This window comes from Ruegeria sp. SCP10 (assembly GCF_040329495.1).
In the GTDB taxonomy this organism is placed as follows: domain Bacteria; phylum Pseudomonadota; class Alphaproteobacteria; order Rhodobacterales; family Rhodobacteraceae; genus Ruegeria.
On record NZ_JBDZYF010000003.1, the window covers coordinates 125,436 to 138,687 of the forward strand.

Sequence of the window (13,252 nt, forward strand, 5' to 3'; positions counted from 1 at the left end):
ATCGAGCCATTCTTTCGGGGTCAAACTGTTCCAATTTAAAATTTCAAGCTTGAAATAAAAATGAGTTGCCCACAGACTTAGTTCAAGAATCGGGGCAAGGAGAGGGATTGTATGCGTATCGCCTGTCTTGGTGGCGGCCCGGCAGGGCTTTATTGCGCGATCTCGATGAAGCTGCGCGACCCGACCCATGAGGTTGTTGTTGTGGAGCGAAACAAGAGGGACGACACCTTTGGTTGGGGCGTCGTGCTCTCTGATGAAACGCTCGACAACCTCGCGTCAAATGACAGCATAAGCGCCGCGGCAATCCGTGCAAACTTTGCCTATTGGGATGACGTGGCTTTGCGCTTCAAAGGTGAACGACTGGTATCGTCGGGCCATGGGTTCTGCGGTATCGGTCGCAAGACACTGCTTCTTTTGCTTCAGGACCGGGCGCGAGAGCTGGGCGTCGAGTTGCGTTTTGAAACCGAGATCGGAAGCGTCGAAACCTATGCGGCCGAGTTCGATCTTGTCGTGGCCAGCGATGGGCTGAATTCAAAAACGCGCGCGCATTATGCAGATGTATTCAAACCCGAGATCGACGAACGGCTTTGTCAGTTCGTTTGGCTGGGGACGCATCAGCGTTTTGATGACGCTTTTACCTTCATCTTTGAGGAAACCGACAAAGGGTGGGTCTGGGCCCATGCCTATCAATTCGATGATGAGACCGCGACATTCATTGTCGAATGTTCGCAATCCACTTTCGACGCGTATCGCTTTGGCGAGATGAGCCAAGACGAAAGCATCGCCGTCTGCCAGCACATCTTCAAAGATCACCTGGGCGGGCATGCTTTGATGACGAATGCCAATCATATCCGTGGCTCCGCCTGGCTACGGTTTCCGCGTGTGCTTTGCGAACAATGGCATCATGAGAATGTCGTATTGATGGGCGATGCCGCAGCCTCGGCGCATTTTTCGATCGGCTCTGGCACGAAGCTGGCGTTGGAGTCGGCGATTGCCTTGGCCGACTTGCTGCATAGCGAGGAGGATACAGGCGCCGCGCTTGCGCGCTATCAAGAGGACCGCAGGCTTGAAGTGTTGCGTTTGCAATCAGCGGCGCGCAACTCGCTGGAGTGGTTTGAAACTGTGGAGCGCTACTTCGATCTGGATCCGGTGCAGCTCAACTATTCCATGTTGACCCGGAGCCAGCGGATCAGCCACGAAAACCTGCGCGAACGCGACAAGGATTGGTTGGAAAGCGCCGAGCGTTGGTTCATGACGCGTTCAGGTATGCCAGAGGACGCACCCCTGCGCTCTCCAATGTTCACGCCGTTTAAGCTGCGAGAGATGACACTCAAGAACCGGATCGTTGTGTCGCCCATGGCGCAGTATAAGGCTGTAGACGGCGCACCGACGGATTGGCATTTGGCGCATTATGGAGAGCGGGCCAAAGGCGGGGCCGGGCTGGTCTACACTGAAATGACTTGCGTCAGCTCAGAGGGCCGGATCACACCCGGCTGTCCGGGGCTTTACGCACCAGAACACGAGGCCGCCTGGCGGCGGCTGACTGGATTTGCGCACGAACACACCGATGCAAAGATTTGCTGTCAGATCGGGCATTCAGGGCGCAAGGGTTCGACTCAGTTGGGTTGGGAGGTCATGGACGCGCCGCTTGCGGAAGGGAATTGGGACCTGGTCAGTGCTTCTGCCCTTCCTTGGTCGCCAAACAACGCAACACCTCGCGAAATCACCCGAGCGGAGATGAATGAGATCAAGGACCAGTTTGCGGAAAGCGTGCGTATGGCTGATCGGGCCGAATTCGACATGATCGAGCTGCACGCGGCGCACGGGTATCTTGTTTCGTCCTTTATCTCGCCCATGTCGAACGCACGCACCGATGAATACGGTGGCGCACTAGAAAACCGCCTGCGATGGCCGTTGGAGGTATTTGCCGCCATGCGTGCAGCCTGGCCAGAGACCAAGCCGATATCGGTTCGGATCTCGGCGAATGACTGGGTTGGAGATGCGGGTGTAACACCTGAAGAAGCCGTGTTGATCGCAAAAGCCTTCCATTCGGCGGGGGCGGACTTGATTGACGTGTCGGCGGGGCAAACCACAGTTGAGGCTCAGCCGGTCTATGGCCGCATGTTCCAGACGCCGTTTAGTGACCGTATTCGCAACGACGCGGGCATTCCCACGATGGCAGTCGGCAACATCTATGAAGCTGATCACGCGAATTCGATCCTCATGGCTGGGCGCGCCGATCTTGTTGCGGTTGGGCGTCCAAATCTGGCGGATCCATACTGGACTTTGCACGAGGCCGCACGCATCGGCGACAGGGCGGCTCCTGATTGGCCACTTCCCTATCTGGCAGGGCGGGATCAGGCGTGGCGTTTGGCAGATCGCGAAGCGGAGATGCTTAAAGTATGAGACGGGTCTTGGTCACGGGCGGAGGTACAGGTATCGGGCGTGCGATTGCCCATGCCTTTGCTGACGCGGGCGATGCTGTCACGATTACAGGCCGAAGAAGCGATATGCTTGAAGACGCCAGCGCGGGGCGTTCAATCATTTGGCAGACCGCTGACGTCACAAAAGAGCCAGAGGTCGAAGCGCTTTTTGACGCGCCCTACGACGTGGTGATTGCAAATGCTGGGGGCGGTTCCTCTGGTAAGGTTTTAAAGACGTCGCTTGCGTCCTGGGAAAAGACTCTGTCGGTCAATTTGACAGGCACATTTCTGACCTTTCGCGCGGCCTTGAACACGATGGGCGCTGGCGGGCGCCTGATTGCAATTGCGTCGACTGCCGCCCTGAAAGGGAACGCATCGGTTCCCGCTTATTCTGCCGCCAAACATGGTGTCGTCGGGCTGGTTCGATCCATCGCTTTGGATGTTGCGAAGTCGGGGATCACGTGCAACGCGATCTGTCCCGGCTTTACGGATACTGCGCTGGCGGATGAGGCTATATCCGGGCTTATGAAACGGTTTGATATGAACCGTGCTGAGGCGACGACAATGGTTGCGTCGGGCAACCCCCAGGCACGACTCATTGACCCGAGCGAAGTGGCCGCAACCGCGTTGTTCTTGGCGTCTAAGCAAGCCGCCGCGATCAACGGTCATGCATTGTCAATGTCGGGAGGTGAGATATGAATCCGCAACCGCAACCCGACCAGGAACCGCTGTCAAAGGAGCGGCTGCGTCTTTGGCTCAGGATTTTGAAGCTTTCGTCTTCGGTTCAGGCAGAACTGCGCCGTAGGCTCCGAGATAATCATGATACGACGCTTCCGCGATTTGATGTGATGGCAGCCCTATCGCGCTATCCTGACGGCTTAAAAATGAGCGAGCTCTCCGACTATCTGAAAGTCTCCAACGGTAACATTACTGGAATTATCGACCGCCTGGCGGAAGAAGGCCTTGCGCTTCGTGTTGCGGTGCCCGGAGACCGGCGTGCCATGATCGCGCGCTTAACACCCAAGGGCACCAAAGCATTTGCGGATTTGGCGCAGCACCATGAAGAATGGATAGACGATAGGTTGGGCAACCTGACACGTGAGGACGCGAAAACCCTGACCCGTCTTTTGAACAAAGCCCTGGATGATCGGAACACGTGATGAATCTGCCCCAGCCAAAGCACTTTCGCTGCAAAATCGTCGACGGCATTGCCCGTATTGCCCATGATCGACCAGATCGAAAAAATCCGTTTACGTTCGACAGCTATGCAGAAATGCGCGATTGGTTCCGTGCCCTTGCCTATTCGGACGATGTCCACGCGGTTGTGATCTTGCCAAACGGTGGCAATTTCAGTTCGGGCGGAGACGTGCATGACATCATCGGGCCGCTCACCCGGATGACCATGAAAGAGCTTCTGGCCTTCACGCGTATGACCGGAGATTTGGTCAAGGCGATGATCCATTGCGGCAAGCCGATCATCGCGGCCGTAGACGGGGTTTGCGCGGGTGCAGGCGCGATTATGGCCATGGCGTCTGATCTGCGCATTTCCGGACCGGACACAAAAGTTGCGTTTCTGTTCAACAAGGTGGGGCTTGCAGGCTGCGATATGGGGGCTTGCGCGATGCTGCCTCGGATCATCGGGCAGGGGCGCGCTGCGGAATTGCTTTATACCGGGCGCAACATGCGCGCAGAAGAGGGCGAGCGTTGGGGGTTTTTCAATTCTGTGACCTCCGCTGAAGAGCTTGAGGCGGCGGCGATTGCCCTTGCCGAACGGATTGCCACCGGGCCGACCTTTGCCAATGCGATGACCAAGACGATGCTAGCGCAGGAATGGAATATGAGCCTGGATCAGGCGATCGAGGCCGAGGCGCAGGCACAGGCCATCTGTATGCAGGGCCAGGATTTCAAGCGTGCCTATGAAGCCTTTATTGCCAAAGAAAAACCAGTGTTCGAGGGCGATTGATGGCGGATCAAACCTTTCTTCACTGGCCCTTCTTTGATGCCGAACACCGCGACTGGGCGGCCTATGTGGAAGAGATTGCCCAAGGGCTGGATATAGATCACGGCGATACGGACACGGCCTGCCGGGCGCTGGTTGCGGAGCTGGGAAAGGCAGGTGTTCTTGCGCCCACGTCCAATGACGACGGCGTGTTCGACGTCCGGAAGCTGTGCCTGTCGCGTGAAATTCTGGCTCGCCATGACGGGTTGGCCGATTTCGCCTTTGCCATGCAGGGGCTGGGAACTGGAGCGATCACGCTGTTTGGAACGCCCGAACAGAAAGCCGCTTGGCTTCCAAAGACGCGCGCCGGGCAGGCGATTTCCGCCTTTGCCCTTACCGAGCCCGGCTCGGGTTCAGATGTTGCGGCCAACACCATGACGGCGACGCGCGATGGCGAACACTTCATCCTTAATGGCGAGAAAACCTGGATCTCGAATGGCGGGATTGCTGATGTCTACACGGTCTTCGCGAACACGGGTGAAGCGCCGGGTACCAAGGGCATGTCGGCCTTTATCGTCACGCCAGACTTGCCGGGTTTTAATGTTGCAGAGCGTCTTGATACCATCGCGCCACATCCTTTGGCGAGTTTGCGGTTTATGGAATGCCGTGTTCCCGCGAGCGGTATGATTGGGAATCCGGGGCAAGGCTTCAAAATCGCAATGTCTGTCTTGGATGTGTTTCGTGCCAGCGTGGCGGCGGCGGCTTTGGGCTTTGCGCGCCGCGCGCTGGATGAAGCACTTGGGCGCGTCTCCTCCCGGCACGTGCAAGGGTCTCCGTTGTTTGATTTACAACTGGTTCAGGGGCATATCGCTGACATGGCTTTGGATGTCGATGCGGCGGCTTTGTTGATTTACCGCGCTGCATGGATGCGCGACAGGGGTGCCCCGCGCATTACCCGCGAGGCGGCGATGGCAAAGCTGTTTGCCACGGATCAGGCGCAACATGTGATAGACAAGGCGGTTCAGCTTTTTGGTGGAGACGGCGTAAGATCTGGGTCTTCAGTGGAAACGCTCTATCGCGAAATCCGGGCGCTGCGCATCTATGAAGGTGCGAGCGATGTTCAGAAAATCATCATCGCGCGCCAGACCATGACCGTGTTCGAGGAGGGTGCCTGATGCTTGGACCGACGGCGCATAGTGATGGTTTCGCGCGGGACAACCTGCCCAGGCAGGACAGTTGGCCTGATTTCTTGACGGCTGGATTTGAGTACCCAGAATATCTGAATGCCGGTGTGGAACTGACTGATGCGATGGTGGCCAAAGGGTTCGGAGATCACACGGCCCTGATCGGAAATGGTCGGCAGCGGACTTACAAAGAACTGACGGATTGGACAAACAGACTGGCACATGCGCTGGTTGACGACCTGGGGGTAAAACCAGGAAATCGTGTTTTGATACGCTCGGCCAACAATCCGGCCATGGTGGCCTGCTGGCTTGCTGCTACGAAAGCAGGCGCTGTGGTGGTCAACACAATGCCGATGTTGCGCGCGGTCGAATTGCAAAAATATGTCGAACTGGCCGAGATCACACATGCGCTATGCGACACCCGACTGATGGATGAATTGGACCTTTGCGCAAAGGACTGTCCTTCTCTGCGCGTTGTGGCATTTGACGGGACAATGAACCATGATGCCGAGCTTGACGGGCTGGCGCTGGAAAAACCGGTGACTTTCGATGCGGTTCAGACGGGTCGTGACGATGTCGCCTTGTTGGGTTTTACCTCCGGCTCCACCGGTGCGCCCAAGGCAACAATGCATTTCCACCGCGACCTTCTGATGATTGCGGATGGTTATGCGCGGGAGGTGCTTAAGGTGGTGCCCGAAGATGTCTTTGTCGGTTCACCGCCATTGGCGTTTACATTCGGCTTGGGAGGACTAGCGATCTTCCCCCTCAGGTTCGGTGCAACAGCAACGCTGCTAGAAGACGCAACACCGCCGAATATGATCGACATTATCCAGAAATATAAGGCGACAGTATCTTTCACAGCACCAACCGCCTATCGCGTGATGCTCTGCGCAATGGAAGAGGGGGCTGACCTTTCCAGTCTTCGGGCTGCCGTGTCCGCAGGAGAGACCCTGCCTGCCCCGGTTTACGAGGAGTGGATCGCAAAAACCGGCAAACCGATGCTGGACGGGATTGGGGCGACTGAGATGCTGCACATCTTTATCTCGAACCGTTTTGACGATCACCGTGCAGGTTGTACTGGCAAGCCTGTGACGGGGTACGAAGCCAAAATTCTGGCGCCTGACGGCAGCGAAGCGCCAATTGGCGAGGTGGGGCGGCTTGCTGTGCGCGGCCCGACAGGGTGCCGATATCTGCGGGGCGACCGTCAGGACACCTATGTTCAGGATGGATGGAATGTCACGGGTGACAGTTTTCGCCGTGATGAGGATGGCTATTTCTATTTCGTAGCCCGCAATGACGACATGATAGTCTCCTCTGGTTACAATATCGCCGGGCCCGAGGTTGAAGCGGCCCTTCTGGGGCACGAAGCCGTTGCTGAATGTGGCGTCATCGGTGCGCCAGACGAGGCGCGGGGATCAATTGTTCAAGCCCATATTGTTCTTGCTGAGAATGTCGAACCATCCGACGAGCTGATCCAAGCGCTTCAGGACCATGTGAAAGCGACCGTTGCGCCCTTCAAGTATCCACGTTCTATCCTTTTTCGGGATGAGCTGCCAAAAACCCCAACAGGAAAGATTCAACGCTTCAGACTGAAAGAGGCGATTCCAGAACAAGGGTCGACATGAGCTTTATCGGAAAATTGTCCCCTCGATTTGGGCGGGATCGAGAGGACAAAGCCACGCTTACGGTGGAAACAAGCTAACCGTACCGAAACGAAACAGGGAAAGGAAAAACCAATGAAAAAAATACTTGCGATGACAACAGCGCTTGCGCTTGCCGCTACTGGAGCGGTGGCAGAGACCAAGATCGGCATGATCACGACACTTTCAGGAGGAGGTGCCGGGCTGGGGATTGATGTGCGCGATGGCTTCATGCTGGCAATCAAACAATCCGGCCGCGATGATGTAGAAGTTGTGATTGAAGACGATCAGCGCAAGCCGGATATCGCGGTTCAGCTGTCAGACAAGATGATCCAGTCCGAGAAAGTTGACATTATGACTGGAATCATCTGGTCAAACTTGGCCATGGCTGTCGTCCCATCTGCTGTAAACCAAGACGTTTTCTATCTGTCGCCGAATGCGGGACCTTCGGCATTGGCCGGCAAAGGCTGCCACAAAAACTACTTCAACGTTGCCTGGCAGAACGACAATCTTCACGAGGCTGCTGGCGCATATGCAAACGGTGCGGGCTACGCCAACAGCTTTATCCTTGCCCCCAATTACCCGGCAGGGAAAGATGCTTTGACCGGATATAAGCGTTTCTTTGAAGGTGAGCTGGCCGGCGAGCTTTACACCGAACTTGGCCAAACAGACTATGCGGCAGAGATCGCGCAGATCCGTGCCTCGGGCGCAGATAGCGTGTTTTTCTTCTTGCCCGGCGGAATGGGAATTTCCTTCTTGAAGCAATATGCAGATAGCGGTGTTGATCTGCCTGTGGTCGGTCCGGCGTTCAGTTTTGACCAAGGTATCCTGCAAGCGGTGGGTGGCGCCGCCTTGGGCGTGGTGAACACGTCGCAGTGGAACAAGGATATCGACAATCCGACAAATGCAGCCTTCGTCGAGAGCTTTCAGGCCGAATACGGGCGTCTTCCGTCGCTGTATGCAAGCCAGGGGTTCGATACGGCAAACCTGATCCTATCGGCCCTGAACACCACGAGTGTTGACGACGCCGACGCGTTCCGCGCGGCTCTGAAAGCCGCCGAGTTTGACAGCACGCGCGGCGACTTTGCCTTTGGCGACAACCATCACCCGGTGCAAACGATCTATGCCCGTGAGGTGATCCAGGAAGGTGACGTTTTCACCAACAAAATTCTTGGTGCTGCTCTCGAAAACCACGCTGACGCCTACGCGGGTGATTGCAAGATGTAGTGACGATGGCAGGCCTGCCGCGCGTGGTGTGCACGGCAGGCCTGTTTGTTTCCGAGGCGATTGAATGTCAGCTATTCTCATTTTTGAGCAGGTTCTGAACGGGCTTCAGTTTGGTGTTATGCTATTTCTGATGGCAGCAGGCCTGACCCTGATCTTCGGCGTTATGGGGTTGATTAATCTGGCCCATGGCTCGCTGTACATGGTTGGGGCCTTCGCGGCCGCAGCCGTTGCCGGATACACAGGCTCTTTCGTTCTGGCGCTTGTGGCGGCGCTGGCTGCCGCGGCCTGTGCTGGCGCGATTGTTGAAATGACCGTTATCCGACGGCTTTATCATGCTCCGCATTTGGATCAGGTATTGGCGACATTTGCCCTGATTTTGATCTTTTCCGAAGGTACGAGATGGGTTTTTGGGTCTTTCCCTCTGTTTCTTGACATCCCCGATTACCTGTCTGGCCCGATCACATTGCCGGGCGGTATTGAATATCCCTTTTATCGTTTGACCCTTATTGGCGTGGGTATTGTGGTAGCCCTTGGGCTATGGTGGCTTACCGCCCGTACCCGGATCGGTATCCAAATCCGCGCAGGAGAAAATGACCGCGAGATGATCGCAGCGCTTGGCGTCGATATCTCGAAACTCTACACGATCGTCTTTGCCCTGGGCGCGGCGCTAGCCGGGTTTGCAGGTGCCTTAGTGGGCGCGATCCAATCGGTGCAGGTGGGGATGGGAGAACCTGTGTTGATCCTTGCCTTTGTGGTGATCGTGATCGGTGGGATCGGCTCGATCAAAGGGGCGTTCATCGGAGCTGTCCTCGTCGGATTGACCGATACACTGGGCGGAATATTCCTGCCGGAAGTTTTCAAACTGTTCATGGAAGCAGGCGCTGCGACGCAAACCGGCTCTGCCTTGGCGTCGATGGCTGTCTATATCCTTATGAGCATCGTTTTGATCTGGCGCCCGACTGGTTTGTTTGGGGTGCGGGCATGATCAAGGAACATTATGTCAATTGGGTCGTGCTGGCCGGGCTTTCGGTCGTGCCGCTTTGGGCTCTTGCGGTTGATGAACCATTCACGATCACATTGGCCACAAGGGCCGTTATTCTGGCGCTGGCCGCGGTGGGGTTGAACATCGCGCTTGGGATTGGCGGCTTGGTGAGCCTTGGACATGCGGTGTTTTTTGGCCTTGGTGGCTATGCGATGGGCATTCTCGCCCATCATGCCCAGACATATACCGCGCTGGAGCTTGGACCATTTAGCATCGAGGGCACAAAATCCATGCCGGTGATATGGTTGACGGCGAGTGTCACTTCCGCCCTGGCGGCGTTGTTGATCGGGCTACTGTCTCTGCGCACAACGGGTGTCTATTTCATCATGATCACGCTCGCGTTTGGTCAGATGTTCTTTTTCTTCTCCATTTCCTGGAGCGCCTATGGCGGCGAAGATGGTCTGTCGATTTACGTGCGCAACGGATTTCCAGGCATGAACACACTTGTCCCGTTCCAGTTCTTTGGCCTGTGTTTCGCGGCGCTGTGCGCCGCGCTGCTGCTCCACTGGCGGCTTCGTGCATCTCCTTTCGGATTGGCTTTGAACGCAGCACGACAGGTGCCGCAACGCGTGGAAACGGTCGGGTTGAACCCGATGCGCCTGAAGCTTTTGGCCTTTGTCATCTCCGGCGCGGTGACCGGATTAGCGGGTGCTCTTTTTGCTGATCTGAATCGCTTCGTGAGCCCAACGATGTTCAGTTGGCAATTGTCGGGCGAGTTGATTGTTCTGATTATCATTGGTGGTGTTGGGCGTTTGATGGGTCCTGTCATTGGGGCCGCACTATTTGTGATGCTCGAGCATTTATTGGGCGGTTTGACCGATTTCTGGCACGTTTGGCTTGGAGTGATCCTGCTTCTGATTGTGCTGTTCGCCCGCGGTGGCCTGTTGGGCATTTTGACCGGCAAAGAGGGGCCCCATGTCTGACGTTGTGTTGTCCACGCGGAACCTCAAAAAAAGCTTTGGCGCGCTCAAGGCCACGCAAGACGTTTCGATTGATTTGAGGGCTGGGGAAATCCACGCCATCATCGGTCCGAACGGCGCGGGCAAGTCAACGCTGATTGGGCAAATCTGTGGAGGCTTGAGGTCCGATTCCGGCCGCGTCTACTTGAACAATCAGGACATCTCGTCCAAATCGACGCAGGAACGTGCCAGGGCCGGTTTAGGGCGAACCTTCCAAATCTCTGCTCTTGCGATGGAAGACACCGTGCTTGAAAATGCGCTGCTGGGTGCGCTTGGACATTCCGGAAATCCTTGGCGTTTTTGGGGCGCAGCAAGCCGGGACACAGACTTGCGCGACAGGGCTATAGAGGCGCTTGTCCGCGTCGGCTTAGACGGTGCCGCAGGTCAAACCACTGCCAATCTCAGCCATGGGCAACGTAGGCAATTGGAAGTCGCCGTTGCCTTAACCCTGTCCCCTAAGGCCTTTGTCATGGATGAACCGATGGCGGGATTGGGTGCGGAGGGGTCGAAGGAGATGACCGGTTTCCTGGACAAACTGCGCCACGAGGCACCGATCCTGCTGGTTGAACATGACATGGATGCGGTTTTCTCGCTGGCCGATAGGATCAGCGTTCTCGTCTATGGCCAGGTGATCGCGTCCGGAACAGTAGACGAAATTCGATCATCGCCCGAGGTCCGAGAGGCCTATTTGGGGGAGGAGGCATGAGCTTGCTCAAGGTTGAAAACCTGACAGCATCCTACGGTCGTACGCCTGCTTTGTTCGGAGTTGATCTGACCCTGAACGCAGGCGAGGTCTGTGCATTGATGGGGCGGAATGGTATGGGAAAATCCACCACAGTCAAAGCGATCTGCCGAATGATCGACGCGTCCGGCAACCTGACATTTAGTGGCAAAAACCTGCATAAGCTGGCGAGCCATAACGTGGCTCGGCTGGGTGTTGGATTGGTGCCAGAGGGGCGTCGTTGCTTTCGGGACCTGACGGTCGAAGAGAACCTCATTGCTGCGGCGCGCTCTGGCGCTTGGGATTTAAAAGCCATTGCCCGGCTTTTTCCCCGACTTGAAGAACGCAAAGGCCAACGCGCGGCCTCGCTTTCGGGTGGAGAGCAACAGATGCTCGCAATTGGGCGGGCATTGATGACCAATCCTCAGCTTTTGGTGTTGGACGAGGCAACTGAGGGCCTGGCCCCGATTGTTCGCCAAGAAATTTGGGCAGCGATCACGCAGATTAAGCGTGAGACCGGAATGTCGATCCTGTTGATCGATAAATCCCTGCGCGAGCTGTCCTCGGTTGCCGACAACGCCGTCATCTTGGCGCGGGGCAAGACGGTTTGGGCTGGCAAAATGGACGCTTTGACGCCCGAATTGACCGCGCAATATGTAGGTGTGTGATGAGCTTTGAACTTACCCAAAAAGTCATGTTCAAACACTGCGACCCTGCCGGGATTGTCTTCTACCCACGCTATTTCGAGATGATAAACGACTGTGTTGAGTGTTTTTTCGCGGACGTGCTGGATTGGCCGTTCGAAGACATTCATGGCCAGAGCGGCGTGCCGACGGCACAGATCAACACGAGGTTTGCCGCCCCAAGCCGGCACGGGGACAAGCTGGTATTGCGCTTGAAGATTTCTGCCATCAGCCGCCGATCAATGACGTTTCGCCTGACTGCGCATTGTGAAGAAGAGCTTAGATTCGCAACCGAGGCAACCTTGGTTCACATCAACGCGACAGGACGTGCAGCGCCTTGGCCGGAACGGATCGCACAACGACTGCAAGACTTGAAGGAGCCCACTGATGCCGCATGACGTAATACACCCCGAAGGTTGGCTGCCGGCGCTGGGCTATGCAAATGGAATACTGGCGAAAGATGGCACGCTTCATATTGGTGGCCAGATTGGATGGGATGCAAACAAAGAGTTCGTGAGTGACGATTTCATCGGTCAAATGCGTCAGGCGCTACTCAACATCCGCACAATTGTCGAAACGGCCGGTGGCAAAGTCGAGGATGTGATGCGCCTGACGTGGTTTGTCACGGACAAGGCTGAATACTTGGCCGCCCAACGCGAAGTTGGCCAGGCCTATCGGGAGATTTTTGGTCGACACTTCCCGGCCATGTCGATGGTGGTTGTTGCCGGCCTTGTCGAAGACGCGGCAAAGGTCGAAATCGAAGCAACGGCCCAATTGTGATGTCGGTGCAAGCCGTTTTCTTCTGCAATATGTAACGAAGGCCGTTCGATCGGTATGGCGACACACTGCCTTCGATCCGTGCTGACTATCTTGCGAGTTCACTGACCAGGCCTTGATGGAACGTAGTTTCATCGATTGGAGCACTTCGGGCGATGTTATCCAGAGCGCGGCGAACCAATCCTGTGAAGACAACCACTGATGCGATGGAGTTCTGAGCCTTGTAAAGGCATCGCTCAACTACAATTTATGTAAGGTCTGCTCACTGGTAAATCTCGCTTAGCAAAGGATATCGCATATGCCCCTGATGACATCTCCAATCGACGGTTCGCCCATGCGTGAGGTGGAACGTTATGGTGTAAAGATGGATATCTGTCCTTCTTCGGGGGGCATCTGGTTGGATCGTGGAGAGTTAGAAAAGATCATCATGGCCATCCGCGAAGAAGCGCTCATCGATAGCGGCGTCTCCGCTGACGATGCATATTCTGATGTGCATTATCACGAAAGCCCTCAGCGCACGCCGCAGGGTTACCCAAAACGCCGCAAGCGCGGCGGCATGTTCGACAATTTGCTAGAGATTTTCGACTAGGCACGTCACGCTCCTCGTGATCTCAACCGCCCTGCGTGCATGTATGACCGCTTGCCGGTCCTATTGTG

At 56.1% G+C, this 13,252-nt stretch carries 14 protein-coding genes; all 14 read left to right on the forward strand.

Annotated elements, in window-relative coordinates:
• Positions 1-111 precede the first annotated feature (111 nt).
• The 14 genes from ABLN87_RS09665 (at position 112) to ABLN87_RS09730 (ending at position 13,184) form a co-directional block, all read left to right on the forward strand.
• Complete coding sequence (locus ABLN87_RS09665; RefSeq protein WP_353009506.1) at positions 112-2,406, forward strand: bifunctional salicylyl-CoA 5-hydroxylase/oxidoreductase; 2,295 nt, start codon at positions 112-114, stop codon at positions 2,404-2,406.
• The gene (locus tag ABLN87_RS09670; RefSeq protein WP_353009509.1) at positions 2,403-3,122 is read left to right on the forward strand and encodes an SDR family NAD(P)-dependent oxidoreductase; all 720 of its coding nucleotides are present in this window, start codon (positions 2,403-2,405) and stop codon (positions 3,120-3,122) included. The genes ABLN87_RS09665 and ABLN87_RS09670 overlap by 4 nt, the downstream gene beginning before the upstream one ends.
• Positions 3,119-3,583 carry a MarR family winged helix-turn-helix transcriptional regulator gene (locus ABLN87_RS09675; RefSeq protein ID WP_353009511.1) on the forward strand — a complete coding sequence of 155 codons (465 nt, stop codon included), beginning with the start codon at positions 3,119-3,121 and terminating at the stop codon, positions 3,581-3,583. The genes ABLN87_RS09670 and ABLN87_RS09675 overlap by 4 nt, the downstream gene beginning before the upstream one ends.
• On the forward strand, positions 3,583-4,386 hold the full coding sequence (locus tag ABLN87_RS09680; RefSeq protein ID WP_353009514.1) for an enoyl-CoA hydratase family protein: 804 nt from the start codon (positions 3,583-3,585) through the stop codon (positions 4,384-4,386). Before ABLN87_RS09675 ends, ABLN87_RS09680 begins: the two co-directional genes overlap by 1 nt.
• Positions 4,386-5,537 (forward strand): acyl-CoA dehydrogenase family protein, encoded by a 1,152-nt coding sequence (locus ABLN87_RS09685; RefSeq protein ID WP_353009516.1) that lies wholly within the window; start codon positions 4,386-4,388, stop codon positions 5,535-5,537. Before ABLN87_RS09680 ends, ABLN87_RS09685 begins: the two co-directional genes overlap by 1 nt.
• The gene (locus ABLN87_RS09690; RefSeq protein WP_353009517.1) at positions 5,537-7,171 is read left to right on the forward strand and encodes an AMP-binding protein; all 1,635 of its coding nucleotides are present in this window, start codon (positions 5,537-5,539) and stop codon (positions 7,169-7,171) included. The genes ABLN87_RS09685 and ABLN87_RS09690 overlap by 1 nt, the downstream gene beginning before the upstream one ends.
• Before the next feature lie 111 nt (positions 7,172-7,282).
• Positions 7,283-8,413 (forward strand): ABC transporter substrate-binding protein, encoded by a 1,131-nt coding sequence (locus ABLN87_RS09695; protein ID WP_353009520.1) that lies wholly within the window; start codon positions 7,283-7,285, stop codon positions 8,411-8,413.
• Positions 8,414-8,477: 64 nt separating this feature from the next.
• Positions 8,478-9,398: a branched-chain amino acid ABC transporter permease gene (locus ABLN87_RS09700; protein ID WP_353009521.1), complete on the forward strand. Its 921-nt coding sequence runs from the start codon at positions 8,478-8,480 to the stop codon at positions 9,396-9,398.
• Positions 9,395-10,378 (forward strand): branched-chain amino acid ABC transporter permease, encoded by a 984-nt coding sequence (locus ABLN87_RS09705; protein WP_353009524.1) that lies wholly within the window; start codon positions 9,395-9,397, stop codon positions 10,376-10,378. The genes ABLN87_RS09700 and ABLN87_RS09705 overlap by 4 nt, the downstream gene beginning before the upstream one ends.
• Positions 10,371-11,120 carry an ABC transporter ATP-binding protein gene (locus ABLN87_RS09710; RefSeq protein WP_353009526.1) on the forward strand — a complete coding sequence of 250 codons (750 nt, stop codon included), beginning with the start codon at positions 10,371-10,373 and terminating at the stop codon, positions 11,118-11,120. The genes ABLN87_RS09705 and ABLN87_RS09710 overlap by 8 nt, the downstream gene beginning before the upstream one ends.
• Positions 11,117-11,803, forward strand: coding sequence for an ABC transporter ATP-binding protein (locus tag ABLN87_RS09715; RefSeq protein WP_353009528.1), 687 nt, complete (start codon positions 11,117-11,119; stop codon positions 11,801-11,803). Before ABLN87_RS09710 ends, ABLN87_RS09715 begins: the two co-directional genes overlap by 4 nt.
• Entirely contained in the window at positions 11,803-12,216 is a 414-nt protein-coding gene (locus ABLN87_RS09720) for an acyl-CoA thioesterase (RefSeq protein ID WP_353009531.1), read from the forward strand. The genes ABLN87_RS09715 and ABLN87_RS09720 overlap by 1 nt, the downstream gene beginning before the upstream one ends.
• Positions 12,206-12,598 (forward strand): RidA family protein, encoded by a 393-nt coding sequence (locus ABLN87_RS09725; protein WP_170537414.1) that lies wholly within the window; start codon positions 12,206-12,208, stop codon positions 12,596-12,598. Before ABLN87_RS09720 ends, ABLN87_RS09725 begins: the two co-directional genes overlap by 11 nt.
• Positions 12,599-12,893: 295 nt before the next feature.
• Entirely contained in the window at positions 12,894-13,184 is a 291-nt protein-coding gene (locus ABLN87_RS09730; RefSeq protein ID WP_170537416.1) for a zf-TFIIB domain-containing protein, read from the forward strand.
• Positions 13,185-13,252: the final 68 nt, after the last annotated feature.